Raw genomic sequence first — 26,401 nt, 5'->3', positions numbered from 1 at the left:
TGAATCCTAGCGCACAGTGGCAATTCTGACACTCGTGCCCGAACAACAGCGGCAGGATAGTTACGACCATGAGTATTTCGGTCGCCCCCCCGGTCCCGATCACCACCCGATCCGCCCGCCGCTGGGCCGTACTCGGCGTCGCCGGAACCGCCCAGTTCCTGGCCATCCTCGATCTCTTCGCGGTGATCGTGGCCTTCCCCACCATGAGCAGCGCCTTCGGTGGCGCGTCGACCGGCGCGGTGTCCTGGGTGTTGAACGCCTACACCATCGTCATGGCGGCCCTGCTCGTCCCGGCCGGGCGGCTGGCCGACGACACCGGGCGCAAACGCGGATTCCTCACCGGCATAGCACTTTTCGGTCTCGCTTCGGCAGCTTGCGCGGCCGCGCCCACCCTGGCGGTGCTGATCGCGGCGCGGGTGGTCCAGGCCGCGGCGGCGGCGCTGCTGGTTCCCACCGGACTCGGCCTGGTACTGCCCGCGTTCGAACCCCGCGAACACCCCACCGTCATGGGCATCTGGACCGCGGTGGCCGCCGCCGGCGGCGCGAGCGGGCCGCTGCTCGGCGGCCTGCTGCTGCAGCTCGGCTGGCGCTGGATCTTCCTGCTCAACGTGCCGTTCACGGTCGCGGCGGTCGGGATCGGGGTGTGGATCCTGCCCGAGGTGCGGCAGCGGGCCGGGCGGTCGCTGGATCCGATCGGCGCCGTGCTGATCCTGACCGCGACGGCCTCGCTCACCACCGTCTTCGTTCAGGGCGGACGCTGGGGATACACCTCGCCCGCGATCGGCGGCTGCGTCGCCCTCGCGGTAGCGGCCACCGCCCTGCTGGTCCGCCACACCCACCGCCACCCCGATCCGGTGATCAGCCCGATCGTGTTGCGGCACCGCATGTTCCGGATCGCCACGCTCGGCGTGTCCGCCTACTACCTGGCGTTCGCGGCCATGGTGCTCAGCGGCACCCTGTACCTGTCCCAGCAGTGGCACTGGTCGTCGCTGGCCGCCAGCCTGGGCACCCTGCCGGAACCGTTGAGCTGCCTGCTGCTCTCGCCGCTGTCGGGCCGGATCGTGGGCCGGATCGGCGCACCGGCGGCGGCCGCGCTCGGCGGTGCGACGCTGGCCGCGGGCGCCCTGTGGTGGATCGCGACCGCCGGCGTGCACTCGTACGCGGTGATGTTCGCGCCCGGCGCGGTGGCCGCCGGAGTCAGCACCGCGCTGTTGCAGCCGCCGCTGTTCGGCGCCTCGGCTCTGCTTCCGGCCGGGCAACTCTCGCTCGGCTCCGGTGTGCTCATGATGGCGCGGCAGACGAGCTCCGCGCTCGGGGTGGCGGTACTGACCGCGATCCTGGCGCTGCGACCCGTACCCGGACTGACCGAATTCCGGTACAGCTGGCTGTATCTGGTGGTCGCGGGCCTGCTGGCGATGCTGGCCGGGGCACGATTCCGGCCTGCCGCGCCCACCGCCGCCGGGCACCCGCCCGCCGGGGTCCGCGCGGCCCGCCCCGACGCGGATGTTTGAATAGCGCGCAGCTCACAGTTTTCCATCGGTCGCCGCCCGCGTGCTCGCGCGGGCGGTGGCGGCTCGCTCGTCCAGGCAGTGTCCCGACAGTGTGAAGACAGGAGTGAAGCACCCGATGAAGCGTGCGTATCTGCTCGTGATCGCCAGCCTCGCCGTGGCCACCGCCGGCTGTGGCACACCGGGGAAGTCCGAACCACCGCTGGTGAAGATCGGCGTCGCCTACGACCAGCCGGGGCTGTCGGTGATGGGATCCGACGGGACACCGCACGGATTCGACGCCGACACAGCGCAATACATCGCCGGCGAGCTCGGCGTGCCGGCCGGGCGCATCCAATGGAAGGAAGCACTGCCGGCCCAGCGGGAATCCATGTTGTCCTCCGGCGCAGTGGATTTCGTGGTCTCCTCCTATTCGATCACCGCCGACCACGAACAGCACGTCACCTTCGGCGGGCCGTACCTGGTGACCGGCCAGGACCTGCTGGTGCAGGCCGCCGACACCATGATCGACCGGCCGGAAACACTCGACGGGCACACCGTGTGCACCGCCACCGGGTCCAGCGACGCCGAAACGATCAAGCGAGACTTCGCCTCCGGCGCCAAGTTCACCACCGGTGCCACCCTCACCACCTGTGTCGACGACCTGCTGGCCGGGCACGTGGACGCCGTCAGCGCCGACGGCGCCGTGCTGGCCGGGTACGCGGCCGCCCACCGGGGCCAATTGCGGGTCGTCGGACGCCCGTTCACCCGCGAACGGTACGGCGTCGGCGTCAAGAAGGGCGCCACGGAACTGGCCGCCGCGATCACCGGCACCATCCAGGCCATGATCGCCGACGGCAGCTGGCAGCGGTCGGTGACCGTGAATCTGCCCGGCTACCAGACGCTTCCACCGCCGCCGGTGTTCCTGGCCGCGGCGGCCCCGAAACCACCGGCCGATCCCGACGCCCTCGACCCCGAGCTGACCGCGGCCGTGGACGGGATCGCCACCGCGTTCAACACCCGCGACTGGGCGGGCCTGGACCAGCTGGTCTGCGCCGACGCGCAGGACGCCGTCGAGAAGGTGATCTCCCAGTACACGCCGGAATACGACCAGACCTACGGGCCCGAGGTCGCCGGCGCGAGCTTCGCGCTGGCGGTGCGTGCGGTGAGCCAGTCCGGCCCCACCTCGGCCACTTTCCAGGCCCACGAGACGTTCACCGGCGTCCCGGAGAAGTACCGGCAGTACTTCTCCGATATCGACTACACCGGGACCATGGCCCGCGGCGGCGACAACACGTGGAAATTGTGTGGTCTGGCAGCGGATTTCGATCAGGCCACGTCCTGACGGGCGAATATTGGCGTGCGACGGCCACCATCGGTTCCCTACCGTAGGGGTCTTCTTACGGAAAGGACCGACTGATGTTTCCCGTCGAGCTGCGCGGTACCCGGGCGCAGACGCTGATGTGGGCCGACGAGCACGCGATCGAACCCGCTGCGCTGCAGCAGTTGCGCAATATCGCGAATCTCGAATGGGTGCACGGCGTCCGCGTGATGCCGGACGTGCACCTCGGGAAGGGTGCGACCGTCGGTTCGGTGATCGCCATGCGGGACGCGGTCGCGCCGGCCGCGGTCGGGGTCGACATCGGCTGCGGTATGGAGGCGGTGCGGACCTCCCTGCGCGCGAACGACCTGCCCGACAGCCTGGCCGGGCTGCGCTCGCGGATCGAGGCCGCGGTACCGGTCGGCTTCGGCGCGCACCGCGTACCGGTGGACGTCACCCGGTTGGACGCGCAGGTGCACGGGCAGCGCGCGGCCGGGACCACGCTGCGGGCGGGGTGGGCACGGTTCTGGCGGGCGTTCGGTGACTTGGATCCGGCAGTGCAGTCGCGGGAGTCCAAGGCGCACAAGCAGATGGGCACGCTGGGCGGAGGCAACCACTTCTGCGAGATCTGCCTGGACACCGAGGGCCGGGTGTGGATCCTGCTGCACTCCGGGAGCCGGAACATCGGCAAGGAGCTGGCCGAACGGCACATGTCGGTGGCGCGGGCCCTGCCGCACAACCAGGACCTCCCGGACCGAGATCTGGCCGTATTCCTTTCCGGCACACCGGAAATGGACAACTATCGGCGTGATCTGGCGTGGGCGCAGGAGTATGCCGCGCGCAACCGGGCCGTGATGCTGGCCCTGGTCTGCGGTGCCGTCACCGATGAGTTCGCGGGCACCACAGTCGCATTCGACGCGCCGATCTCCTGTCACCACAACTACGTGGCCGAGGAGATCATCGACGGGGTGCCCATGCTGGTGACCCGGAAGGGCGCGGTGCGGGCGGGGGCCGGAGATCTGGCATTGATCCCCGGCTCGATGGGCACACGCTCGTATGTGGTGCGCGGCAAGGGAAATCCTGACTCCTTCCAGTCCGCGTCGCACGGCGCCGGCCGGCGAATGTCGCGCAGCGCGGCCAAGCGGCAGTTCACCGTCGCGGATCTGATCGCACAGACCGAGGGCGTGGAGTCCCGCAAGGACGCCGGGGTGATCGACGAGATCCCCGCCGCCTACAAGGACATCGACGAGGTCATCGCAGCGCAGGGCAACCTGGTCGACGTGGTCGCCACGCTGCGGCAGGTGCTGTGCGTGAAGGGCTGACGACCCGTGCCGGCCCGGTGGGCACCCAGCCCCCGGGCCGGCACGAAACCGCTGATCGTGGGCGCGTTCAGTCGCCGCTGAACCGGAGGTATCCGAACCGGAGACGAACGCATGCGTCCAGTTCGACCGTTACGGATGCTCCGGAAGCGCGCGGGTAGGTCACCGGCGTCTCAGGGCGCCGGCCAGACCGGCACCGAGCACCATGAATCCCGAGATCAGGGCGAAACCGTAAGCGACCCAGGCCTGTAGGTCCAGTACCAGGCTGTCACTGGGCAGGGGGAGCTCACCGATCAGCCGGGACGTGTCGGCCGGGAAGATCAGCTGCGCTACTCCGGGGATCACGCCCCACACCAGTCCGCCGACGATCGCGACCGCCGGGGAGAAAGCCGCGAGCACGACCACGGCCAGCAGCAGGACGGATCCGATCAGGAGTTCGAGGGTCCGGGTGCCGCGGCCGGCGGCTTCGCCGAACAGCACGCCGAATCGGAGGTCGCCGCTGCCCGCGGCGGCGAACCCGACGCCGGCCGGGGTCAGGATCAGGCCGGTCAGGGTGCCCAGGACCGTCGGGCCGGCGATCCTGCGGCTCTGGAACTGCGAACCCGGCGGACTCCAGCCCGCCGGTGACTCGAACTTGTTCGGCATCGCCCCTGCCTCCCTGCTACCCGTACCCGCGAGATCCAATCATCGCCGCCGCCCGGCCGGTTGTCCCGCGAAGATCGCGGATCGGCCGGTCGGCGCGCTGTTTCGGGGTCCGCCGGGCGTGGCGGGGTCGGCACCCGGGCCGAATGTGTCGGTGGGATCGGGCACCATGGTCGCCATGACCACCGACGACCTGCGCGAAACCGCCGAAAGCCTGCTGCGGGAGCTGGCCGGTCCGGCCGCCCGGCTGCGGGAGGACCAGTGGACCGCCATCGAGGCGCTCGTGGTGCACCGGCGCCGAGCGCTGGTGGTGCAGCGCACCGGTTGGGGTAAGTCGGCGGTGTACTTCATCGCCGCGAAGCTGCTGCGCGCGCAGGGGCGCGGGCCGACGGTGATCGTGTCGCCACTACTGGCGTTGATGCGCAACCAGGTGACGGCGGCCGAGCGGGCCGGGGTCGTCGCGGCCACCATCAACTCCGGCAACGTCACCGAGTGGGACGAGATCCACGGCCGGGTCGCCGCCGGCGGGGTGGACGTCCTGCTGGTCAGCCCGGAACGGTTGAACAATCCCGACTTCCGTGATTCGGTGTTGCCCGCGCTGGCCGCCGACGCCGGGCTGGTGGTGATCGACGAGGCCCACTGTGTCTCGGACTGGGGTCACGACTTCCGCCCCGACTACCGGCGCATCCGCACCCTGATCGCCGAATTGGGCAGCGACGTACCGGTTCTGGCAACCACGGCCACCGCGAACGACCGGGTGGTCGCCGACGTCGCCGGGCAGATCGGCGGAATCCCGGTGTCCGGCAACGATTCCGGCTCGACACTCGTGCTGCGCGGTGGCCTGGACCGGGAGTCGCTGCACCTGTCGGTGGTGCCGCTCACCGATCCGGTCGCGCGCACGGCGTGGCTGAGCAAGCGGCTGCACGAACTCCCCGGCTCCGGCATCGTGTACACCCTCACCGTGGCCGGCGCGCACGACCTGGCCGAGGTACTGAGCGACGACGGGCACAAGGTCGCGGCCTATACCGGCCGCACCGACCCGGCCGAACGCGAGTCGCTGGAGGCCGCGCTGCTGGCCGACGACGTGAAGGCGCTGATCGCGACCTCCGCGCTCGGCATGGGGTTCGACAAGCCGAATCTCGGCTTCGTCGTGCACCTGGGCGCGCCGTCCTCCCCGATCGCCTACTACCAGCAGGTCGGGCGTGCGGGCCGCGGCACCGACCGCGCCGAGGCCATCCTGCTGCCGGGGCCGGAGGACCGCAAGATCTGGAGCTACTTCGCCTCGGTCGCGTTCCCGCGCGAGCCGGTGGTGCGCTCGGTGCTGGCGGCACTGGATCCCGAGCGGCCACGATCCACGATCGCCCTCGAGCCGATGGTGGAACTGAACCGTTCCCGCCTGGAGATGGTGCTCAAGGTCCTCGATGTCGACGGGGCTGTCCGCCGGGTCCGCGGCGGCTGGCTGGCCACCGGCGAACCCTGGCACTACGACACCGAGCGCTACGAGCGTCTGGCCGTCGCCCGCCGCACCGAGGAACAGGCGATGATCGACTACGAGTCGACCACCGAATGCCGCATGACATTCCTGCGCCGCCAACTCGACGATCCGGGCCTGGACGGGTCGACCTGCGGCCGCTGCGACAACTGCACCGGACGGTCCGCGGACCGCACCGTCGACCCGGCTCAGCTGGCCGCCGTGCGCGCCCGCCTCGACCGCCCCGGACTGGACCTCGCGCCGCGCAAACAGTGGCCGACCGGACTGGCCACACTCGGAGTTCCGTTGTCCGGCAAGGTGACCGACGGCCCCGAGCCCGGCCGGGTGCTGGGGCGGCTCTGCGATCTCGGCTGGGGTGCGCGGCTGCGGGCGGTGCTGGACGGCCCGGACGGGCCGGTATCGGACCAGGTCTTCGACGGGTGCGTATCGGTACTGCGGGAATGGAAGTGGGACCGGCGGCCGGTGGCGGTGATGGCCGTCGACTCGGGCGACCACCCGGCGCTCACCGCCGACCTGGCCGCGCGGCTGGCGGCGGTGGGCCGCCTGCAGAACCGCGGCGTCCTGGCGCTGCGGCCCGGCCACCCGCCGATCCGCGCCGCCAACTCGGCGCATCGGGTCGCGGCGCTGTACAACGCGTTCGACGCCCCCGATCTCACCGATCTGGACGGCCCGGTCCTGCTGGTCGACGCCCTCACCGACACCGGCTGGACCTTGACGCTGGCCGCGCGGACTCTGCGGGAGGCGGGCGCCCCGGCGGTGCTTCCGTTCGCGCTCGCCACGCCGACCTGAGCGGCACCGACCGCTCGGACCCGGCCCGCGAGTCCGGGCGGTCGGTGTGGCTGCGCGGCCTCAGCGGTGGATCACCTGGCCGAGCCGCGGCAGCACTGTGCGCTTCCATGTGCGTTCCATGGCGTTGCGCGCCATCTGCTGCCGACGGTCCGCGATGTCGAAACCGGTCTGCGTCAACAACAGTCGCGTGCCGTGGCCTTGGCTCCGCAGCACCCAGTCGAGTGTCCACCGCACCGCCGGATCGGCCATCGAGTACGTCCAGCTGAACGTCAGCTGCTCGTAGCGCTGGACCTCGAGGACTTCGCAGGTGATGTTCCCGGCCGTCGCCTCCGGCAGGACGAGATGGAAGCGGGTTCCGGCGGTGGCGGCGAACCCGATCGGCCGAAGTAGCCACCGCGCCAACAACTCCGGGTCGGTCAGTGCGCGCCACACGACCTCCGGCGGTTGCGGCAGGAAGGTTCCGAGTTCGATCGCGGCGGGATTCAGCTGCGGATCAGCGATCATCGGCGGGCCACCCCGAACCCGGACAGATCCGGATCACGGCACTCAATTGCCCTGTCCTTCCTTGAATTTCGCCTCCAGTTCGGCGGCGAGCTGCGGCTTCTCGGCCTCCATCTTCTGCACGTAGGTGACCGCGTCCGCGACCGTGCGCAGCCCGGCGAGGTCCTCGTCCGGCACCTTCATCTCGTAGCGGTCCTCGAGCTGCACGGCGATCTCCACCAGCGACAGCGAGTCGATGTCCAGATCCTCGATGAAGGACTTCTCGATCGACACCTCGGCGGCGTCGATCCCGGTCACCTCCTCGACGATCTGCGCGATGCCGGCGACGATTTCCTCCTGCGTGGTGGCCACGAATCACTCTCCTCGTATCAGGGGCACCCGTGTGGTGCGTCGGTACGCTAAAAGCTCCAGTGGGGTGGAGGTGCAACAAACTGTGACGGACGACACATGCAGCGGCGAGCTGGTGAGTATCGGCGAACTGTCGGCCCGCACCGGGCTGACCGTCCGCACGATCCGGTTCTACTGCGACGAAGGACTTCTGGAGGCCCGGCGCAGCCCCGGCGGGCACCGGATGTTCGACGCCGGCCGCGCGGTGGACCGGCTGGCCCTGATCCGGCGGCTCCGCGCCCTCGGCCTCGGCCTCGATTCGATCACCGAGGTGCTGCACGGGCAACTGTCGCTGGCCGAAGCCGTGGCCGTCGAAAGTGCCCGGCTGGACGTCGAATTCAGGTCGCTGGCCTGGCGGCGGGCATCGCTGCGTGCGGTCGGGACCGCCGCCCCGGTCCACCGGGCCGAACGACTGGCGTTGCTCGCCGCCGCGCAGGACGGTGGCGCCGTGTACGACGGCATCGTCCAGTTCTGGCGCCGAGTCCTCGCGCCGGTCGCTCGGCACCGCATCGCCGAATGGGTGTGCGGGAACGTCCCGGAGCCCCCGCACGACCCGACCGCCGAACAGGTCGTCGCCTTCGCCGAACTGGCCACACTGGTCGCCGACCCCGCCATGACGAGCACTGCGCGACAGCATTATTGGCGGCACCAGCCGGAAACGATCACCCACCGCCAACGACTGTTCGACGAGGTGGGCGAGCTGGTCATGGACGTGGTGCCGCTGATCACCGCGGGCGTGGCCGCGCACACCGGCACCGAACTCGACCGTTTCGTCCGGGCGCATGCCACCGCGCGCGGCGAGTCCGACTCCCCCGGCTTCCGGCGGCAGTTGTGGATCGCCGCCCGTGATCCCGGTCGCCGGGTCGACCGCTACTGGGCGCTCACCGACCAGCTCAACCGGTCGCAGCTGACCGTGGAGGCGGTCCATCGGTGGTTGCTCGACTCCCTGTCGCTGCACGAGTCCGGCGCCGCCCCGGACCTGGACTGTGCACATCCCGACAATGTCGGCACCTGCCGCTAACCTCGATCGGGTGGCGGGCAAATCCACCTCGCCCGCGGTCGAACTGACCGTCGGCGAGCACACCGTACGCATCTCGAACCCGGACCGGGTGTACTTCCCGGAGCTCGGGGCGACGAAACTCGACCTGGCGCAGTACTACCTGAGCGTCGGCGACGGCATCGTGAACGCGCTGCGCGACCGGCCGTGCATGATGCACCGCTTCCCGAAGGGACTGCCGGGCGGGAAGGTGCACCAGAAGCGGCTCCCGCGCGGCGCGCCGGACTGGGTGCCCACCGTGAACGTCTACTTCCCGCGCTACGGGCGCACCGCCGACGAGCTGTGCGTCGAGAAGCTCGCCGACGTGATCTGGGCCGTGCAGATGTCGACCGTCGAGTTCCATCCCTGGAATTCGCGGCGGTTCGACATCGAGCGACCCGACGAGTGGCGGATCGATCTCGACCCGATGCCCGACTGTCCCTGGCCGCGCGTGCAGCGGGTGGCCGGTGTCGTACACGAGGTGCTCGACGAGCTCGGCGCGGTCGGCTGGCCGAAGACGTCCGGCGGCAAGGGATTACACGTCTACGTCCGGATCGCGCCGGAATACGGTTTCGCGGAGCTGCGCCGCGCGGCGCTGGCCTTCGCCCGGGAGGTGGAGCGCCGGGCGCCCGCGGATGTCACCACCGCCTGGTGGCGGCGCGACCGTGACCCCGCCGCGCTGTTTGTCGACTACAACCAGAACGCGCGCGACCACACCATCGCGGCCGCGTACTCGGTCCGCGGCATCGAGGCGGCGACGGTCTCCACCCCGGTGCGCTGGGATGAGATCGATGACATCCATCCGCGCGATTTCACCATCGAAACCGTCCCCGGCCGGTACGCCGCCCTCGGCGACCTGCAGGCCGGCATCGACGCCGCGGTCTTCGACATCGCCCCGCTGCTCGAATGGGCCGACCGCGACGATGTTCCGGTCGATCTGGATCTGCCGGAAGACCCGGACTAGCGGGTACCACACCGAGGTCGAGCAGCGGCTCGTCGCCTGCCCCCGATCAGGCCGGGGCTCAGGCGACTTCCAGGGCCAGATCGGTCCAGTGCCCGGCCAATCGGGCCAACCGGAACCATGCGGTGTGCACGCGCTCGTCGGCGACGTCCTCGGCGCTGTGCAGCATCCAGACCGCCCGCACCTGCGCGGCGGCCATCGTGTCGACGGCGGCGCCGAGCGATCTCGGGGCCGCGCGGCGCAGGTTGGCGCCCACCCATTCGTCGATGCGGTGGATGTGGTCGAGCCGGTGGCGGTCGATCTCGGTGGGATCGGAATGCAGCCGTTGCCAGTGCAGATCGGCGAGTCCGCGCGCGCCCCGGGTCACCGGATGGTCGCCGGGACGATCGCCCAGCCGGCCGCAGAACGCGGCCAGCAGCTCGTGCCAGTCCGGCAGCTTCGGGCGGACACCGTCGAATCGGGCCGGGTCGGTTCCGGTGGTCCGCCACGAGTCGCCGGCGTCCGATTGCGGTACGAACATGAGTACCTCCACGACGACGATCGAGTGCACCCGGAGTCGCCACGGTGCGCCGGATCGCGAGCCCGGGGCGGCAAGGGCAGACCGCACCGGATCCGGCGTGCCGCATTCTGCGAAAGGGGGCGCGGAGGCGACACCGGGTGCAAGCTCCAGCATGCACGGTTCGTGAGTCCCGCCCACTGCCCTTTCCATGGCCTTGTGGTGACCTTCGGTGCGAATTCCGGTTACGCTGGCCGACATCGGCGAGAACGGTGAAGGGTGATTGTCGGCGTGAGTTGGTCTTTCACACCGGACGAATTCGCCCACGTCTGGCGCGGCCACGAGCTGGATCGGCACCCGTTTCCGCTGCGTATCCGCGAAAGTCCGCGCACGGCCGAGGATGCCGCGGCACTGCGCCGCACGCTCGCGGCCCGGCTGCCGGCCGGTGCCGACCCGGATCTCAGTGCCTGCCTGCGCATTCTGGCGCGGCCGGCGAGCCGGATCGTGACGGTCGGCGGCGGCCACACCCCGGGCAGTGAGATCCGCGCGCTGGGCGCCGTGGTCCACGATCACGCGGTGCTGGCCGTGCAGGAGCCGAATACCGTTGGGCGAGTGGATATTTCGATCGGGCACACCAACCGGCTGGGCGCCCGGATCGTGGCGCTGCTGCCGGACACCCCGGCCGGCGCGGAACCGGCGCACTCGGCACCGGCCGGCGCCGTCCGCGACGACGCGCCCTCGAACAGTCCCACCGCACCGCGGATCCGCCGGCTGCTGTTGCGGCCGCATACCGCCGAGGGGCATGTGCGGGTCGAAACCGGGCTCGACACCGAAGATCCGGAGCCGCCCGCCCACTACGCGTGGATCGATGTCGAGGGCGACGGGCGCTACCTGATCCGGGCCGGGCGCGACGTCCACGTGGCGCCGACCACCGCCCAACAGCTGGCAAGGCACCTGACCACTCGGCTGGGCCGCTGACACCTTCGGGACGCGATACGCTGTGGCACAGCCGACAATCGCGGGGGGCACGTATGACGACCGACAGCAGCCGGGCCGATATCGCCCGCTTCCTGCAGGCCGCCCGCAGCGGTTCGGTGTCCATCGACCCGGATGCCGCCCGCCGCTGCGCCGACCTGTACACCCGGCAGGCCGAGGAACTACGCGACCTGCAGCAACGCCTCGAAGCCGTGTCCCGACCGCAGCCGCACGGGCTCGGCGGATTCTTCTCGGCCACTCAGCTCGCCACCGGCTTCGCCCGCAAGGCTCGCGACGCCGCCGCCCTGCTGGACTCCTTCATCAGCGCCTCCCATCTGATGCAGGAGGGCTACCTGCGCTGCGCCGGACTGCTGGAAGAGGCCGACGCGGCGCACGCGGCCGCGTTGCGCGCCCAGACCGCGGAGCTGGCCCGATGAGCCGGGCCGAGTTCGTGGAGCCGCGGCGATGAACACGACCTCGCGGCCGGGCCGATGAGCGCGGTCGACCAGCCGGGCGGCACCGGGGGGACCGATCCCGAATACATCAGTGCCATGGAGCATTTCGAGTCCATGACGCATCCGCAGATCTATGCGGGTACCCAGGAGATCGACGCCGGCCTGGTCGCCGAGACCGCCGCGACCTGGCTGGCGGTCGCGACCGCGGTCGACGCGACGCTCACCGCGACCCGCAACAGCGCCGAGCTGATCGTCAACGGGGCCGGCTGGACCGGCGCCGCCGCGGACGCGGCCCACACGAGTTCCCGCAGTCTGGCGGCCGCGGTCGACGAACTCGCCACGGTCTGTTTCGACGTCGCCGGCCGCCTGGGGGCGCTGGCCGCCGCCGCGGAAGCGGTGAAGGTCGCGGTCCCGCCGCCGGGCGATTCCGGTCCGATCGGCACCATCGCCCGGCTGCTCGAGGTCGCCCACGTCCTCGACGCCCAGCAGGCCCAGGAAGCGCTGCGCGAAGAAGCCCTGCTGGCCATGAATCTCATCTACCGGCCGACCTACAGCACCGCGGGATCCGGCGTACCGGCCCTACCCGCACGCCCCGCTGCTCCTGGAACACCCGGTGCCGCAACAACTTCCGCGCCCGCGAAGACGGCCCTGCCACCGAACACCGCGGCGCCCTCCCCCGGCGCGCCCGCACCGGGCGACACCACACCGCCCCCGGCGCCGACGCCGCCCCCGGCAGCCACCACACCTGCCCCCGTGCCAACCGACCCGACACCGGGTTCCACCACGACCACCACCACGCTTCCACCCACGACCACCGCGCCGGCGCCGGACACCTCCGCCGCGCCCACACCGTCAACCGTTCCACCGCAAGACAACTCAGCGACACCGACGACACTGCCACCGCACTCGGCAACACCGCCCGACACCAGCACTACGCAGCCCTCGGCACCACCCGACGCGCCCACACCGTCAACCGTTCCGCCACAAGACAACTCGACGGCACCGACCACACTGCCACCACACTCGGCAACACCGCCCGATACCGGCACCGCACCGCCCCCGACGGCGTCCACGCCGGTGGCACCCGATACCGGTGCCACCCACAGTCCCGCCACCACCGGCATCTCGCCCGGCACACCCTCGCTACCGGATCCCGGGATGACCCATCCCCCCGCGGACGCGCCACCGCCGCCGGCGAACAACACCACGGTTCCACCGGCCGCCCCGGCGCCCGACACCGGCGTGACTCATCCCCCGGCCACGTCGACCGCGCCTCCACCGCCGACGGATACCGCTGTGGCACAACCCCCGGCACCGTCCGTCGTGCCTCCCCCGCCCATCCCGGCGCCGCCTCCCGGTCCCGTCCCGTCGGATCCCGGGCTCACCGATCCTGGTGGCCAGCCGGGTATCACCGGACCCATCCCCGGCGACGACGGCAGTACGAACCAGCCCGGCGTCCTGCCGGGACCGTGAGGGCAGGTCGACACTGTCGCCCGGCGCCGTCCGGCTGCGGTGCGATCAGCCCGGGGTGACCAGTCCGGATTCGTACGCCAGCACCACCGCCTGCGCCCGATCCCGCAGATTCAGTTTGGTGAACACCTTCGACACATGCGTCTTCACGGTTTGTTCTGCGACGAACAGACTTTCGGCGATCTCGGCGTTGGACATGCCGCGCGCCACCAGTTCCAGCACTTCACGCTCCCGCGGTGTCAGCACCTCGAGCCGCGGGGCGGGCGCGCGCCGGGTCCGGCGCCGGGTCACGTCGGCGATGAGCCGGCGGGTCACGGTCGGCGCGAGCAGCGCGTCACCGGCGGCGACCACCCGGACCGCGCGCACCAGCTCCTCCGCGGGCGCGTCCTTGAGCAGGAATCCGCTCGCGCCGGCGCCCAGTGCCTCGTAGACGTAATCGTCGATATCGAAGGTGGTGAGCATGAGCACCCGCACCGGGGGTTCGAGCCCGGCCGACAGAATCGCGCGGGCGGCGTCCAGCCCGTTCATCTCCGGCATGCGCACATCCATCAGCACGACGTCCGGACGCAGTCGTTTAGCTTCGGCCACAGCGGCTTTCCCGTCCGCGGCGTCGCCGACGACACTGATGTCCGGCTGCGCGCCCAGCAGCGCCCCGAACCCCTGGCGCACCATCGCCTGATCGTCGGCGATCAGAACGGTTATCGACACGATCGCACCTCACCCACGTCCCCGAGTCTGCCATGCCGCCTCGGGATCAGGCGGGGGCGAGGGGAAGCCGGGCCAGGACGTGGAAGCCGCCGTCGGGGCGGGGCGTGGCGGTGAGGACACCGCCGACCGCGGCGGCCCGGGCTTGCATGCCGGTGATGCCGGTGCCGGCGGTGCTCGGCTGGTCACTCGGGCGGGCGGCGGTGGAACGGTCGTTGGCGATGGACACGGTGAGATCCGGGCCGACGGCGATCCGGACCTCCACGGGCGCACCGGGTGCGTGGCGGGCGGCATTGGCCAGCGATTCCTGCACGATCCGGTAGAGGGCCAAGCCGGTGGTTTCCGGGACGGCATCGAGGGCACCGTCGACGGACCGGATCAGGGGAACGCCGGCCCGCTGGGCCGCGTCAAGGAGGCCGGGTACATCGGCGGCGCGGGGTTGCGGAGCGTGCTCGGGGAGCTCGCCGTCGCTGCGCAGCACGCCCAACAGGCCGCGGACTTCGTTGAGCGCGGCCCGCGCACCGCTCCCGATGGATTCGAACTCGGCGCGCGCGTCGGCGGACAGGCCGTCGATGCGGTAGGGCGCAGTCTGAGCCTGGACCACCACCATCGACATGTGGTGGGCGACCACATCGTGCAGGTCGCGGGCGATGCGGGCCTTCTCCTCCAGGATCGCGCGGCGGGCCCGTTCCAGCTCGGTTTCCTCCTCGGACCGTTGCAGCGCCCGCCGCGACAGCGCGACCCACCGGACGAGCAGACCGAACGCCACCAGACCGGTGACGGCCAGCGGCCAGCCGAAGCCCGATTCGGCGAAACTGTCCCCGGTCCTGGCCATGGTGGTGGCCATCAGCAGCGCGGTGGTCACCCAGACCACGGCCACCGTCCGCACGGGCGCGAACACGGTGACCGCGAGCACCAGCGCGAACAGAGCCACGATGTGCACCACCTGGAACGGCAACGTGTTCCCCGGCTGGTTCGGCACCGCGAGCGCGATCAGCAGCGCCGATCCGGCCGAAACCGCCCAACCCAGCTGCGGATTCACCCGCACCAGCAGGATCGGGAAGGCCGCGAATCCGGCGATGAACGGCGCTGCCGCCGGCGGCACCTTGTGTGTGAGGTGCAGCGTGGGCCACGCCACCGCGAGGAGGATCAGCGCCAGCAGGACCGTGAATCCGTCCACTATCTGCCGCGAACGCGCCGTACGTCGCTGACCAGTCATCTGTCCGACCATGCCCTCGACGGTAGAGTCTGCGCCCCGCCCGGCGACTCGTACCCCGGAGTGATCTTGCACCCCCTACCCGGGTACGGCCTCCGCACGCTCCTCCCCCGTCCCGCCCACGGCGGAACCCTCCTGTAGGCCGACGTCCCGGTCGAGGCCGGATTCCTAGCGTCACGACCATGAGAGCGCAAGCCACCGCGGACACCGCACACATCGACACCTATCGACGCGCCGGCCGGTCACCCGGGCGCCGGGTCGGGCGGTTCGGTGCGACTGTCGCCGCCCTGACCGTGACCTGCGCGGCGGGGCTGGTCTTCGCTCCCGGCGTGGACGCCGCGACCAGCGGACCACCCACGGCCGAGAATGCGGCCGCGCGCGCCGCGATCCTGGAATCGATTTCCGCCCAACCGGATCCGAGTGTCGTTCCCGAGGACTTCGTGCGGGAGTTCGGGTATCGGCCGATGCTCGAGCAGGGGATTCTGGTCGACCCCGACGGCGGCTGCTCCTCCCCCTTCCCGCTGCCCCGCGAGTTCGATCTCGCTTGCGACGCACACGATCTCGGCTACGACCTGTTGCGGTACGCGACCGCGCACGGGCAGCCCCTCGGTCCTTGGGCCCGGCAGGCCGCCGACGCCGCCTTGGCGCGGCGCATGCACGCCGCCTGCGAAGCCCGAGCCGGCCTGCTCTCTCGCGCGCGCTGCCAGGTGATGGCGGGTGCGGCGGCCACCGCCGTGGACCTGAACTCCGCCCGTCAGGGCTACGGGAACCCGGGGTACGAGCCCTTCTTCCAATCCGTCGACGGTCTCCCCTCACCCGCCGCCATGCTGCTCGCGGGTGGCGGCGTGGTCGCCGGACTGGGCATGGCCACAACGGTTCTCGTCCGGCGCCGCCGCGCCCGTCGTGCCTGGATCGCACCGAGCGGAGGCCGGGGCGGCGGCGTCACATCGAACAGTGACCAGCGCGGCAGCGGCGCAACACACCACGACCAGCGCGGCGGCGTCACATTGCACGGCCACCAGCGCGTCGGCGTCACATCACACGGCCACCAGCGTGGCGGCGCCACATCGCACGGCCACCAACGCGGCGGCGCCACATCGCACGGCCACCAACGCGCCGGCGACCCAACGCACGGCGACCCAACGCACGGCCACCACGGTGGCTTCGGCGACTCGGTAGTGACGCTGTGACCGGGACCGATCGGATCACAGCATCAGCCGGACTCGGCGCTCGATCTCGAAGGCTGTTGCGGTGGAAGCGGTTCGACGTGCCACGCGTAGGGACGAGCGTGGCAGTGGCGGGCGGGACCGCGATCTCGCTGTCCCCCGGTTTGCTGCCGCGCACCCCGTCGGCGCAGGCGATCCTTACCGCGGTCGTAGTATCGATCGGGCTGGCCGTAGCCGCGCTCATCCGAATGGTGTTGCGGTGGACCAGATTCGGAGTGATCCGCCTGCCGTACACGCGGGAGTCGGCCGTAGTCGTCGCGATCCTCACCGTCGGGGCCGCGATGGCCGGTGCCCAGCACTGGCAGAACACTCTGCGCACGGCAATGGGTGTCAGCGGAGTCGAACCCTGGTACTGGATGCAGTGGGTAGCCTGGACGGTGTCACTCGTCGCCGTGGCGGTGGCCTGCGCCCGCGGGATACGTTGGGCAGTCCGGCGATTGGGGCGGGTACGCACCGTGGCTGCCGCGGTGGTGTCGACCGTCGCCGCCCAGCTGGTGATCGCACCGGCGGTGGTCCACTGGCGCCAGGCGGCGTACGCGACCGCCGACTCGTACGTGGATCCGGTTCTGGTGCAGCCTGATTCGCCGACCCGCTCGGGCAGCCCGGTATCGATGGCGAGCTGGCCGTCGCTGGGTGCGCACGGGCGCCGCTTCGTCGCCGGCACCCCGGCGTCGAGCGTGCGAGTCTACGTGGGTCTGGAATCCGCACCGGATCCGAATTCCCGGGTGGCACTGGCGATTCGGGAGCTGGAGCGGACCGGTGGCTTGGCGCGGCACAATCTGGTGGTGACGATCCCGACCGGCTCGGGCTGGATCGACGGCGACGCCGCCGCCGGCATCGACGATCGCTTCGGCGGCGATGTGGCACTGGTCGGCGTGCAGTACTCGGATGCCCCGAGCTGGGTCACCTTCCTGTTCGGCCGCGGTGCCGCCGAGGAAGCGGCCCGTGCGCTGTTCCGGGCCGTCGAACAGCGGATATCCACGCTGCCCGATCCGCCGAAACTCTACGTGTACGGCCAGAGCCTGGGCGCGCTCGGCGGTAGTGCGATCTTCGCCGGCGACAGCGATCAGGATCGTCGAGTCTGTGGCGCGCTGTGGGCGGGCCCGCCCGCCGGCCGGGTCCGTCACGGCCGGGCGGCGGTGCTGGCCAACGTCTCCGACCCCGTCGTGTGGTGGTCGCCGTCATTGCTGTGGCACGCACCGAATCTCGCCGGCACCCGCCCGGACGCGCCGGCGCCGCACTGGCTTCCGGTGCTCAGCTTCCTGCAGACCACCACGGATCTGCTGGGCGCGCTGAACGCTCCGCCCGGGCACGGTCACCGCTACGGCACCGACCAGGGCAGCGCGCTGCCGGGCTGTTAGGCCACCGGGACGACAGCGTCGCAGCGATACGAAATACCCTGCGGGGTGGCGATTCTCAGACCTTCACCAGGTCGTCCGCGTGCACCACCGGCCGCTGCATCCCGTCCGGCAGATGCACCGTCGACTTCCCGATCATGGATTCCAGTTCCACACTGTCGTATTCGACGACCCCACGCGCCACCAATCGCCCGTCCGGCGCACACAGGTCGACGACGTCGCCGCCGAAGAAGGTGCCGGTCACCCGGGTGATTCCGGCGGCCAGCAGCGAACGGCGGCGGTGGGCGACGGCGCGTACCGCACCCTCGTCCAGCACCACCGAACCGCGGCTGTCGGCGGCGTAGCGGACCCAGAACTTGCGGGCCGACAGGCGTTCCGGGGCGGCGGCGAAGGCGGTGCCCACGCCGGCGTCGGTCAGAGCGGCGGCCGCGTCGTCGGCGGCGGCGAGCAGGACCGGGACTCCGCCGTCGGCGGCCAGGCGGGCCGCCGACAGTTTGGAGGCCATGCCGCCGGTACCGAGGGCGCCGCCGCTGCCGGCGATCACACCGTCCAGGTCGGCGCTGCTCCGCACTTCGGGAATGAACTTCGCGGCGCCCTTGCGCGGGTCACCGTCGTAGAGGCCGTCGACATCGGAGAGCAGGACGAGGGCGTCCGCTCCGACCAGGTGGGCGACCAGTGCGGCCAGGCGGTCGTTGTCGCCGAACCTGATCTCCTCGGTGGCGACGGTATCGTTCTCGTTCACCACCGCGACCGCGTGCAAAGAGCGCAGCCGGTCCAGGGTCCGTTGCGCGTTGCGGTGATGCTCACGGCGGCCGAAGTCCCCGGCCGACAACAACACCTGGCCGACGACGCGGCCGTAACGGGCGAACGAGGTGCCCCAGGCGTGGGCCAGCGCCAGCTGACCGACACTGGCAGCCGCCTGCTTGGTCGCCAGATCCTTTGGCCGGCGCGACAATCCGAGCGGTGCCAGACCGGCACCGATCGCGCCGGAGGACACCACCACCAGATCCGAGCCGGCCCGCATGCGCGCCTCGACGGCGTCGGCGAGCGCGTCCAGGCGCTCGCCCTGGATCCCGCCCTCCATGCTGGTCAGCGCCGACGAGCCGATCTTGACCACCACACGGCGCGCCGATCGGACGGCAGCCCGCGCCACGCTCAGCTCCCCTACCGCATCACCCTGCGTCATGCCGCCTTCACTCCATGAAAACGATCGCGGCCTCGCGGCCGGAACTCGACTACTCGTCCTCGACCAGACCACGCCGCACGCGCGAGGCGTGCTTGCGTTCGGCAGCACCGATCCTATCGTTCTGCGACAGACGGGGATCGATGCCGCGACTGGTCAGCGTGGTCTCGACGCCGGCCGCGATCTGCGGCTCCCAGTCGAAGCAGTAGTCGCCGATGGTCACCGAGGCACCGGGCTCCGCACCGAGTTTCGCCAGCTCCTCCTCGATTCCCAAGCGGGCCAACCGGTCCGCGAGGTAACCGATGGCTTCCTCGTTGTCGAACTGGGTCTGGCGGACCCAGCGCTCGGGCCGCTCGCCGATCACGATGAAGCCACCCGGCTCCTCCGGGTCCGGCAGCACCTTGAAACCGCTGTCGCCCTTGACGACCGGGCGCAGCACCTGCCGGGCGGGCTCCGCCTTCGGGTGCTCCTCGCGGTACTTACGCACCAGGTCGGCGAGCGCGAACGTCAACGGGCGCAAGCCTTCCCGCGTGACTGCGGAGATCTTGAACACCGGCCAGCCGCGCGCCTCGAACTCGGGCGTCACCAGATCGGCCAGCTCGTCGGCGTCGGGGACGTCGGCCTTGTTGAGCACCACCACCCGGGGGCGGTCGGCCAGGTCACCGAGTCCGGCGTCCTTGAGGGCGGGCTGGTAGGCCGCCAGCTCGGCCTCGAGCGCGTCCACATCCGACACCGGGTCGCGGCCGGGTTCCAGTGTGGCGCAGTCGACTACGTGCGCGAGCACCGCGCAGCGCTCCAGGTGCCGCAGGAAGTCCAGGCCCAGACCGCGGCCCTCGCTGGCGCCCGGGATCAGGCCGGGCACGTCGGCGATCGTGAAAGTCGTTTCGCCGGAAGCGACGACACCGAGGTTCGGCACCAGGGTGGTGAACGGGTAGTCGGCGATCTTCGGCTTCGCCGCCGACAGCACCGACACCAGCGACGACTTACCGGCCGAGGGGAAGCCGACCAGGCCGACATCGGCCACCGACTTCAACTCCAGGACCAGGTCGCGTTCCTGGCCGTCCTCGCCGAGCAGCGCGAAACCGGGCGCCTTGCGCGCCCGCGACACCAGCGCCGCGTTACCGAGCCCGCCGCGGCCGCCCTGGGCCGCCACGAACCGGCTGCCCACTCCGACCAGGTCGGCCAGCATCTCACCGTCGGCATCCAGCACGACCGTGCCGTCCGGCACCTTCAGGACCAGTCCGTCGCCCTGCTTGCCGCTGCGGTTGCCGCCCTCGCCGGGCTTGCCGTTGCCGGCCTTGGCGTGCGGGTGGAAGTGAAAGTCCAGCAGCGTGTGCACATTCGGGTCGACCTCGAGCACGACGTCACCGCCGTTGCCGCCGTTGCCGCCGTCCGGTCCGCCGAGCGGCTTGAACTTCTCCCGGTGCACCGACGAACATCCGTGCCCACCTTTGCCCGCGCGGACATGCAGCACGACACGGTCGATGAATTTGGACATAAGGTGATCATCCTCCTTCAGCTGAGCCGGGCCGGGAGACGGGCCGGAACACGAAAACGGGCCAGGGGTTGTCCAACCCTGACCCGCTTCGAAACTACGGATTAAGTCCGGTGGCGCCGATCAGGCGTCGACGGTCTCCGCAACCACGATGTTGACGGTCTTGCGGCCGCGCTTGCTGCCGAACTCGACCGAACCCGCCGCCAGGGCGAACAGCGTGTCGTCGCCGCCACGGCCGACGTTGACGCCGGGGTGGAAGTGCGTGCCACGCTGACGGACCAGGATCTCGCCGGCCTTGACGGTCTGGCCGCCGAAGCGCTTCACACCGAGCCGCTGAGCGTTGGAATCGCGGCCGTTGCGGGAGCTGGATGCACCCTTCTTATGTGCCATATCGTTGAACTCCTCGTACGTCGGGGGAGAGCCCCCGGGCCGCTTACTTGATGCCGGTGACCTTCAGGACCGTCAGCTTCTGACGGTGGCCCTGGCGCTTGTGGTAGCCGGTCTTGTTCTTGAACTTGTGGATGCGGATCTTCGGGCCCTTGGTCTGCTCGACCACCTCGGCGGACACCGAAATCTTCGCCAGCTTGTCGGCGTCGGTGGTGAGGTTCGCACCGTCGACGATCATGACCGGCGCCAGGGACACCGCAGTGCCCGGCTCACCCTCGAGCTTCTCGACCTTCACCAGGTCACCGACCGCGACCTTGTACTGCTTTCCGCCGGTCTTGACGATCGCGTACGTTGCCATCGGTCGGCTGCCCTTCTCTCTACTCAGTGCTAGGCACTCTGCTCTCACGGCAGACACCCGGTTCGCACCGGTGATCGCCGCAGACTGGTCTTTGGGTATTCACTGCCGCCCCGGGCCTGGGCTCTCAACCGAACCTGGGCCCGCCTTACAGCACTAGTCACAACAGAGTGCCGTCGCATGGGGCAGCGACTGACCAAGACTACAGGACAGCGGAACCCCCTCCAAACCGGGTGAGGTGTCGCGTTCTTACAAGAGCGGCGACCCGCGTACCCGCTACGGTCACCGCATGCGAGCAACCGGGACCTTCAGCGTCAAATCCTTCGTACCCACCGAGGTCGTTCCCGATCCGGCCGTCACCACCGCCCTGCCGGTCGGGGTGGCACTCATGGAGAAGCTGTTCGAGGGCGAGATCAGCGGGCGCGCCGCCACCGTGTTCACCAGCGCCTTCGACCAGGAGAAGGGGGTCGGCACCTACCTTGCCATGGAATCGTTCGAGGGGACCGTGGCGGGGAAGGCGGGCGCCTTCAATTTCGTACATTCGGCGTCGACGAGCGGCACCGACCGAACCGATACCTTCTTCTCGATCGTGACCGGGAGCGGCACGGGCGCGCTGGCGGGAATCAGCGGCAGCGGAGACATCACCATCGACGCCGACGGGACCCACCGCATCGAGTTCGACTACACGCTGCCCTGAAACTCCGGGGTGCGTCCGCGACCGAGCCGCTGACGCACCTCGGCCAGTTCGACTGCCTGATCAGAATGAGTCACACCAGCTTTCAGCTGCACATTGGGCACTCGACCAGGTCTCGAGTGAGCCAGTTCGAGTCTTCGGATTGCACCGACGCACCGCCTACTCATCGGTAACCTCTCGTGACGCACATCACGCCGAACCCCTCCGGGTCATAACCGGCATTGGATGTGCACTGCGATGAGGACCGATTGAATGGGATCACCAATGCGCTACTCGCCCCTCCCCTCCCGCCTGGTTCGCCGACCCTGGGGTCGAGCTGTTCTCGCGATAGCCTGCGCCGTGACCGCGTCGGCGCTCGCCCTCGCCGCCAACCCCGCGACTGCCGGAACCGGCACCGGATACGTCGCGCTGGGCGACTCCTACACCGCGGGCTTCGGCGTGCAGCCGCCCGCCGCCGGCGCACCCGGGGATTGCTCGCAGTCGGCTGTCAACTATCCGCACCTGGTCGCCCAGGCGAAGGGCCTGACCCTGACCGACGTCAGCTGCAGCGGCGCCACCGTGCAGAACATGACGACTGCCCAATACCTGGATCAGCCACCACAATTCAACGCCCTCAGCTCCGGCACCTCGGTGGTGACCCTGGGGATCGGCGGCAACGACCACAATGTCTTCGTCGACGCGATCACGGCGTGCTACAGCGCGGACGCCGCCGCCGCGCCGATCGATCTCGGCTCGCCGTGCAAGGACATGTACGGGTCGACATTCTCCGACGCGATCACCTCGGACGCCCCGAACATCGCGGCGGCGATCAAGCAGATCCACAAGCTGTCGCCCAAGGCCAAGGTTTTCGTCATCGGCTACCTCGACGTCGTGCCGCAGAGCGGACATTGCTATCCGCAGGTACCGCTCACCACCGGTGATACGGCCTATGTCAATGGCATCGAGAAGGACCTCAACAGCATGCTGCAAGCCCAAGCGCAGGCGAACGGTGCCACGTTCGTCGACGCGTTCGGGCCGAGCATCGGTCACGACGCCTGCCAGGCATCGGGTGTTCGCTGGGTCGACCCCGGAACGGGCACGACCAGCCCCATCCACCCGAATGCGGCCGGCGAAACCGAGTACAGCACCTTGGTCCAGTCCGCATTCACCGCCGCGGGCATCTCCTGAGACGACAGTGGCCCCGCCGGTAAGGGCGGGGCCACTGTCGAGTCCGATCAGCGCGGTCGGCGCCGTGCGGTCAGTTCACCTGCTCCGGTGCTCCGGCCGCGCGACCCGACGACCGCCGCCGCGGCCGCTCCCGTGGCGGCACGGTGACCTGCTCGGCAGCGGTGAAGTCGATCACCGGAGCATCCGCGATATCCGAGCTGGAGAGCACGAACACAGCATTGGCGTTGTCGGCGCTCGGTGCGGTCACGGTCCGGGCCACCCGCCGGCGCGCGCGCCGCGCGGGCGCCGGGGCTTCGGCAGCCTCTGCGGCGACCACCACGGCAGGCTCGGCGACGGCCACGGCAGACTCGGCCGCGGGGGCCTCGACCGGCTCGGCCACCGCGGGCTCGACCACTTCGGCAACTGCGACCTCGTGCTCGGCGACCGCGACCTCGGCCACGACCGGCTCGGCGACAACGGATTCCGCGGCGGCCGCCACAGCCTCCGCGGCACCCTCGGCCTCGGCGTCCTCGTGATGCGCCGCCATCGCCAGCGCCACCGGGTGGGCCCGCTTGACCGCGGCGTCCTCCTCGAAGTGCTCCTCGTGCGCGGCGGGCGCCTCCTGGACGACGGCCGGCTTGTCGCGATCCTTGTCCTTGCGGCGGCGCCGGCCCTCCCGCCGGTTCGGCGTCTCCTCGACCGGCGCGGCCTCGACCGGGTAGTCGTGCACGAGGATGCCGCGACCGTGGCAGGTCTCGCAGGTGGTGGAGAAGGCCTCCACCAGACCGGTACCGAGCTTCTTGCGGGTCATCTGCACCAGACCCAGCGAGGTCACCTCGGAGACCTGGTGGCGGGTGCGGTCGCGGCCCAGCGCCTCGGTGAGGCGGCGCAGCACCAGATCCCGGTTCGACTCCAGCACCATGTCGATGAAGTCGACGACGATCATGCCGCCGATGTCGCGCAACCGCATCTGGCGCACGATCTCCTCGGCCGCCTCGAGGTTGTTGCGGGTGACCGTCTCCTCCAGGTTGGAGCCGCCGGCACCGGTGAACTTGCCGGTGTTGACGTCGATGACGGTCATGGCCTCGGTGCGGTCGATGACCAGGGTGCCGCCCGAGGGCAGCCACACCTTGCGGTCCAGCGCCTTGGCCAGCTGCTCGTCGATGCGCATCGAACCGAAGACGTCGACACCGTTGTTCTCGTAGCGCTCGACCCGAGAGAGCATGTCCGGAGCCACGGTTCGCACATAGTTCTCGACCGTGGTGTAGGAGCGCTCGCCCTCGATGACCAGCTTGGAGAAGTCCTCGTTGAACAGGTCGCGCACGACCTTGACCAGCAGGTCGGGCTCCTCGTACAGGGTCTTGGGGGCGCCGGTGTTCTTGGCCTGCTTCTCGATGGTCCGCCAGGTGGCCTGCAGCCGCTCGACGTCGCGGGCCAGCTCGGTCTCGCTGACGCCCTCGGACGCGGTGCGGATGATCACGCCGGCGTCCTGCGGCACGATGTCGCGCAGGATCTCCTTGAGCCGCTTGCGCTCGGTGTCGGGCAGCTTGCGGCTGATGCCGGTCGAGGTCCCGCCCGGGACGTAGACCAGGAAACGGCCGGCCAGGCTGATCTGGGTGGTCAGCCGGGCGCCCTTGTGCCCGACCGGGTCCTTGGAGACCTGGACCAGCACGGTGTCGCCGGGCTTGAGCGCCTGCTCGATCTTGCGTTCCTTGCCGCCGAGCCCGGCGGCCTCCCAGTTCACCTCACCGGCGTACAGCACGCCGTTGCGGCCGCGGCCGATGTCGACGAACGCCGCTTCCATGCTGGGCAGCACGTTCTGCACCTTGCCCAGGTACACGTTGCCGACCATCGAGGCCGAGCCGGTGCTGGTGACGAAGTGCTCGACGAGGATCTTGTCCTCGAGCACGCCGACCTGGGTGATCGCGGTGGCGGGCGCGTGGCCGTGCTCGTCGGGCGCGAACTGCTTCTCGCGCACGACCATCACGCGGTCGACCGCCTCGCGGCGGGCCAGGAACTCGGACTCGGTCAGGATCGGCGGGCGCCGGCGGCCGGCCTCCCGGCCGTCGCGACGACGCTGCCGCTTCGCCTCGAGCCGGGTGGAACCGCTGATGCCCTGCACCTCGTCGACCGAGGCGGCGGCGCGGCGCTTGGTGCGCGGCTCGCGCTCGTGCACGACCGTGTTCGGCGGGTCGTCGTCGGTGGCCGACTCGGTCTCGCCGTCCTCGCCCGCCTTGCGGCGGCGACGGCGACGGCGACGACGGCTCGACCCCTCGGGCAGGCCCGCGGCATCCTCGTCGTGTTCGTCGGCGGCCTCGGTGTCCTCGGCTTCGGCCGGTTCGGCCTCGTCCTCGGCGGTGTCCTCGATCGGCTCGTCGCCGTCGGTTTCGTGCTCGGCGGACTGCTCGCCCCGGCCGCGACCGCGACCGCGGCGGCCCCGGCGGCGGCGGCGCGAACGGCCGCTGTCGTCCTGGTCGTCGTGGGCGTCGTCGTCCCAGTCGGTGGTGTCGGGTTCCTCGGCGGCGGCCTCGACCGGTTCGGCGGCTGGCTCGGCCGGAGTCTCGGCCGGTTCCTCGGCACGCGGGCGGCGCTCGGCCCGGCGGCGGCGGCGCACCTCGTCGGCGGCCGCGGCGTCCGGCGGCAGGAACAGCGGCGCGGCCAGCACGACCGGCGCCTCGAAGGACACCGGCTCGGCGGCGGCCTGCTCCTGGCCCGCGAACGGGCTGGCGAACAGGGTCCGGCCCTGCGGCGCCTCGGCGGCCGCGGGCTGCGCGGCGACGGGCTGCTGAGCGGCAGGCGGCTGCTGAGCGGGCGCGGCGGCCTCGGGCTGCTCGGCGACAACCGGCTCAGCGACGGCCGCCTCCGTGCTGCCGGCAGGCCGCTCGGCGGCGGCAGGCTGGTCGACCGGCGCTGCGGCGGGCGTTTCGGCCGGGTCGACCAAGGCGTCCCGCACCGATTCGGCGACCGTACGGTCGAGGCTGGATTGGGGGCTGCGCGCTTCGGCACCGACCTCGGTCAGGTGGGCCAGGATTCGTTTGCTGGTGGTGCCCAGCAACTTCGCCAGCGCGTGCACCCGGATTCGGTCCGGCAACTGCGCTGCCTCCCCCGCTCCGGCCCCGGTCTGCGCCGGGGCTTCAGTTGTGCTCTGCGATGTGTCTTGCGGCTCTTGATCGGCCACGAAAGTCTCCTCGGACCCCCGGGCGCGTCCCTCCGAAGAGAGTGACGCGGCCGACGCGGGGGCACTGTCCGTTCGCCTCACGCCGGGGCGCAAGGTCTGTGGTCTCGCCCCGCGTGCCCGGTTGTCA

24 protein-coding genes are annotated in these 26,401 nt (G+C 70.7%); 13 read left to right on the top strand and 11 right to left on the bottom strand.

Annotated elements, in window-relative coordinates; genetic code table 11:
* Positions 1 to 68 precede the first annotated feature (68 nt).
* From EBN03_RS13065 to EBN03_RS13055, 3 genes are all read left to right on the top strand, one after another.
* Positions 69 to 1,511 (top strand): MFS transporter, encoded by a 1,443-nt coding sequence (locus EBN03_RS13065; RefSeq protein WP_122188235.1) that lies wholly within the window; start codon positions 69 to 71, stop codon positions 1,509 to 1,511.
* Between the two features lie 115 nt (positions 1,512 to 1,626).
* Complete coding sequence (locus EBN03_RS13060) at positions 1,627 to 2,832, top strand: transporter substrate-binding domain-containing protein (RefSeq protein WP_147471568.1); 1,206 nt, start codon at positions 1,627 to 1,629, stop codon at positions 2,830 to 2,832.
* Positions 2,833 to 2,906: 74 nt separating this feature from the next.
* Positions 2,907 to 4,130, top strand: coding sequence for an RtcB family protein (locus tag EBN03_RS13055; protein WP_122188233.1), 1,224 nt, complete (start codon positions 2,907 to 2,909; stop codon positions 4,128 to 4,130).
* A gap of 159 nt (positions 4,131 to 4,289) precedes the next feature.
* On the opposite strand, the gene EBN03_RS13050 is transcribed toward EBN03_RS13055, so the two are convergent.
* Positions 4,290 to 4,772, bottom strand: coding sequence for a hypothetical protein (locus EBN03_RS13050; protein WP_122188232.1), 483 nt, complete (start codon positions 4,770 to 4,772; stop codon positions 4,290 to 4,292).
* 175 nt (positions 4,773 to 4,947) lie between these two features.
* Here EBN03_RS13050 and EBN03_RS13045 point away from each other — a divergent pair, with 175 nt between their 5' ends.
* Positions 4,948 to 7,050, top strand: coding sequence for a RecQ family ATP-dependent DNA helicase (locus EBN03_RS13045; RefSeq protein ID WP_407671136.1), 2,103 nt, complete (start codon positions 4,948 to 4,950; stop codon positions 7,048 to 7,050).
* A 60-nt stretch (positions 7,051 to 7,110) separates the two neighbouring features.
* Here the strand turns inward: EBN03_RS13045 and EBN03_RS13040 are convergent, their stop codons facing one another.
* Positions 7,111 to 7,554, bottom strand: coding sequence for an SRPBCC family protein (locus EBN03_RS13040; RefSeq protein ID WP_122188230.1), 444 nt, complete (start codon positions 7,552 to 7,554; stop codon positions 7,111 to 7,113).
* Positions 7,555 to 7,596: 42 nt separating this feature from the next.
* The gene (gene acpM, locus EBN03_RS13035) at positions 7,597 to 7,902 is read right to left on the bottom strand and encodes a meromycolate extension acyl carrier protein AcpM (RefSeq protein WP_122188229.1); all 306 of its coding nucleotides are present in this window, start codon (positions 7,900 to 7,902) and stop codon (positions 7,597 to 7,599) included.
* Positions 7,903 to 7,984: 82 nt separating this feature from the next.
* Here acpM and EBN03_RS13030 point away from each other — a divergent pair, with 82 nt between their 5' ends.
* The gene (locus tag EBN03_RS13030) at positions 7,985 to 8,959 is read left to right on the top strand and encodes a MerR family transcriptional regulator (protein ID WP_199742754.1); all 975 of its coding nucleotides are present in this window, start codon (positions 7,985 to 7,987) and stop codon (positions 8,957 to 8,959) included.
* Positions 8,940 to 9,938, top strand: coding sequence for a non-homologous end-joining DNA ligase (gene ligD, locus EBN03_RS13025; RefSeq protein ID WP_122188227.1), 999 nt, complete (start codon positions 8,940 to 8,942; stop codon positions 9,936 to 9,938). Before EBN03_RS13030 ends, ligD begins: the two co-directional genes overlap by 20 nt.
* Before the next feature lie 58 nt (positions 9,939 to 9,996).
* On the opposite strand, the gene EBN03_RS13020 is transcribed toward ligD, so the two are convergent.
* Positions 9,997 to 10,455: a DUF4254 domain-containing protein gene (locus tag EBN03_RS13020; RefSeq protein WP_233608345.1), complete on the bottom strand. Its 459-nt coding sequence runs from the start codon at positions 10,453 to 10,455 to the stop codon at positions 9,997 to 9,999.
* A 267-nt stretch (positions 10,456 to 10,722) separates the two neighbouring features.
* Between EBN03_RS13020 and EBN03_RS13015 the strand changes: the two genes are divergently transcribed.
* From EBN03_RS13015 to EBN03_RS13005, 3 genes are read left to right on the top strand one after another with little or no spacing between them, the layout of a single operon-like run.
* Positions 10,723 to 11,409: an ESX secretion-associated protein EspG gene (locus EBN03_RS13015; RefSeq protein WP_122188406.1), complete on the top strand. Its 687-nt coding sequence runs from the start codon at positions 10,723 to 10,725 to the stop codon at positions 11,407 to 11,409.
* A gap of 53 nt (positions 11,410 to 11,462) precedes the next feature.
* Positions 11,463 to 11,843 carry a hypothetical protein gene (locus tag EBN03_RS13010; RefSeq protein WP_122188226.1) on the top strand — a complete coding sequence of 127 codons (381 nt, stop codon included), beginning with the start codon at positions 11,463 to 11,465 and terminating at the stop codon, positions 11,841 to 11,843.
* 54 nt (positions 11,844 to 11,897) lie between these two features.
* A complete protein-coding gene (locus tag EBN03_RS13005; protein ID WP_122188225.1) occupies positions 11,898 to 13,334 on the top strand; it encodes a hypothetical protein in 1,437 nt (478 codons plus the stop codon).
* Positions 13,335 to 13,379: 45 nt separating this feature from the next.
* Here the strand turns inward: EBN03_RS13005 and EBN03_RS13000 are convergent, their stop codons facing one another.
* Together EBN03_RS13000 and EBN03_RS12995 are read right to left on the bottom strand one after the other, a co-directional pair.
* Positions 13,380 to 14,039 carry a response regulator gene (locus EBN03_RS13000; protein WP_122188224.1) on the bottom strand — a complete coding sequence of 220 codons (660 nt, stop codon included), beginning with the start codon at positions 14,037 to 14,039 and terminating at the stop codon, positions 13,380 to 13,382.
* 46 nt (positions 14,040 to 14,085) lie between these two features.
* The gene (locus EBN03_RS12995; RefSeq protein ID WP_122188405.1) at positions 14,086 to 15,255 is read right to left on the bottom strand and encodes a sensor histidine kinase; all 1,170 of its coding nucleotides are present in this window, start codon (positions 15,253 to 15,255) and stop codon (positions 14,086 to 14,088) included.
* A gap of 179 nt (positions 15,256 to 15,434) precedes the next feature.
* On the opposite strand from EBN03_RS12995, the gene EBN03_RS12990 reads away from it, so the two are divergent.
* Entirely contained in the window at positions 15,435 to 16,442 is a 1,008-nt protein-coding gene (locus EBN03_RS12990; RefSeq protein ID WP_122188223.1) for a hypothetical protein, read from the top strand.
* A 98-nt stretch (positions 16,443 to 16,540) separates the two neighbouring features.
* Positions 16,541 to 17,839 (top strand): alpha/beta-hydrolase family protein, encoded by a 1,299-nt coding sequence (locus tag EBN03_RS12985; protein WP_233608344.1) that lies wholly within the window; start codon positions 16,541 to 16,543, stop codon positions 17,837 to 17,839.
* Between the two features lie 55 nt (positions 17,840 to 17,894).
* On the opposite strand, the gene proB is transcribed toward EBN03_RS12985, so the two are convergent.
* The 4 genes from proB to rplU all read right to left on the bottom strand — a co-directional run bounded on the left by proB (position 17,895) and on the right by rplU (position 21,259).
* Positions 17,895 to 19,022 carry a glutamate 5-kinase gene (gene proB / locus EBN03_RS12980; protein WP_122188222.1) on the bottom strand — a complete coding sequence of 376 codons (1,128 nt, stop codon included), beginning with the start codon at positions 19,020 to 19,022 and terminating at the stop codon, positions 17,895 to 17,897.
* 49 nt (positions 19,023 to 19,071) lie between these two features.
* Positions 19,072 to 20,517, bottom strand: a complete 1,446-nt coding sequence (obgE, locus tag EBN03_RS12975; protein ID WP_122188221.1) for a GTPase ObgE — start codon at positions 20,515 to 20,517, stop codon at positions 19,072 to 19,074.
* A gap of 120 nt (positions 20,518 to 20,637) precedes the next feature.
* The gene (gene rpmA / locus EBN03_RS12970; protein ID WP_122188220.1) at positions 20,638 to 20,904 is read right to left on the bottom strand and encodes a 50S ribosomal protein L27; all 267 of its coding nucleotides are present in this window, start codon (positions 20,902 to 20,904) and stop codon (positions 20,638 to 20,640) included.
* Between the two features lie 43 nt (positions 20,905 to 20,947).
* Entirely contained in the window at positions 20,948 to 21,259 is a 312-nt protein-coding gene (rplU, locus tag EBN03_RS12965; RefSeq protein ID WP_122188219.1) for a 50S ribosomal protein L21, read from the bottom strand.
* Positions 21,260 to 21,545: 286 nt separating this feature from the next.
* Here rplU and EBN03_RS12960 point away from each other — a divergent pair, with 286 nt between their 5' ends.
* Positions 21,546 to 21,953, top strand: coding sequence for a DUF3224 domain-containing protein (locus EBN03_RS12960; protein WP_122188218.1), 408 nt, complete (start codon positions 21,546 to 21,548; stop codon positions 21,951 to 21,953).
* Positions 21,954 to 22,289: 336 nt separating this feature from the next.
* On the top strand, positions 22,290 to 23,117 hold the full coding sequence (locus tag EBN03_RS12955) for an SGNH/GDSL hydrolase family protein (protein ID WP_158675610.1): 828 nt from the start codon (positions 22,290 to 22,292) through the stop codon (positions 23,115 to 23,117).
* A 70-nt stretch (positions 23,118 to 23,187) separates the two neighbouring features.
* On the opposite strand, the gene EBN03_RS12950 is transcribed toward EBN03_RS12955, so the two are convergent.
* Complete coding sequence (locus tag EBN03_RS12950) at positions 23,188 to 26,274, bottom strand: translation initiation factor IF-2 N-terminal domain-containing protein (RefSeq protein ID WP_407671135.1); 3,087 nt, start codon at positions 26,272 to 26,274, stop codon at positions 23,188 to 23,190.
* Positions 26,275 to 26,401: the final 127 nt, after the last annotated feature.

This window comes from Nocardia stercoris (assembly GCF_003696265.1).
In the GTDB taxonomy this organism is placed as follows: Bacteria; Actinomycetota; Actinomycetes; order Mycobacteriales; family Mycobacteriaceae; genus Nocardia; species Nocardia stercoris.
This window is presented reverse-complemented; position numbering and strand designations above follow the sequence as displayed.

Excerpts from the sequence above, each read along its gene's own strand:
- EBN03_RS13065 (WP_122188235.1), top strand. The coding sequence starts at position 69 with ATGAGTATTTCGGTCGCCCCCCCGGTCCCGATCACCACCCGATCCGCC.
- EBN03_RS13060 (WP_147471568.1), top strand. The coding sequence starts at position 1,627 with ATGAAGCGTGCGTATCTGCTCGTGATCGCCAGCCTCGCCGTGGCCACC.
- EBN03_RS13055 (WP_122188233.1), top strand. The coding sequence starts at position 2,907 with ATGTTTCCCGTCGAGCTGCGCGGTACCCGGGCGCAGACGCTGATGTGG.
- EBN03_RS13050 (WP_122188232.1), bottom strand. The coding sequence starts at position 4,772 with ATGCCGAACAAGTTCGAGTCACCGGCGGGCTGGAGTCCGCCGGGTTCG.
- EBN03_RS13045 (WP_407671136.1), top strand. The coding sequence starts at position 4,948 with ATGACCACCGACGACCTGCGCGAAACCGCCGAAAGCCTGCTGCGGGAG.
- EBN03_RS13040 (WP_122188230.1), bottom strand. The coding sequence starts at position 7,554 with ATGATCGCTGATCCGCAGCTGAATCCCGCCGCGATCGAACTCGGAACC.
- ligD (WP_122188227.1), top strand. The coding sequence starts at position 8,940 with ATGTCGGCACCTGCCGCTAACCTCGATCGGGTGGCGGGCAAATCCACC.
- EBN03_RS13020 (WP_233608345.1), bottom strand. The coding sequence starts at position 10,455 with ATGTTCGTACCGCAATCGGACGCCGGCGACTCGTGGCGGACCACCGGA.
- EBN03_RS13010 (WP_122188226.1), top strand. The coding sequence starts at position 11,463 with ATGACGACCGACAGCAGCCGGGCCGATATCGCCCGCTTCCTGCAGGCC.
- EBN03_RS13005 (WP_122188225.1), top strand. The coding sequence starts at position 11,898 with ATGAGCGCGGTCGACCAGCCGGGCGGCACCGGGGGGACCGATCCCGAA.
- EBN03_RS12995 (WP_122188405.1), bottom strand. The coding sequence starts at position 15,255 with ATGACTGGTCAGCGACGTACGGCGCGTTCGCGGCAGATAGTGGACGGA.
- EBN03_RS12990 (WP_122188223.1), top strand. The coding sequence starts at position 15,435 with ATGAGAGCGCAAGCCACCGCGGACACCGCACACATCGACACCTATCGA.
- proB (WP_122188222.1), bottom strand. The coding sequence starts at position 19,022 with ATGACGCAGGGTGATGCGGTAGGGGAGCTGAGCGTGGCGCGGGCTGCC.
- obgE (WP_122188221.1), bottom strand. The coding sequence starts at position 20,517 with ATGTCCAAATTCATCGACCGTGTCGTGCTGCATGTCCGCGCGGGCAAA.
- rpmA (WP_122188220.1), bottom strand. The coding sequence starts at position 20,904 with ATGGCACATAAGAAGGGTGCATCCAGCTCCCGCAACGGCCGCGATTCC.
- rplU (WP_122188219.1), bottom strand. The coding sequence starts at position 21,259 with ATGGCAACGTACGCGATCGTCAAGACCGGCGGAAAGCAGTACAAGGTC.
- EBN03_RS12960 (WP_122188218.1), top strand. The coding sequence starts at position 21,546 with ATGCGAGCAACCGGGACCTTCAGCGTCAAATCCTTCGTACCCACCGAG.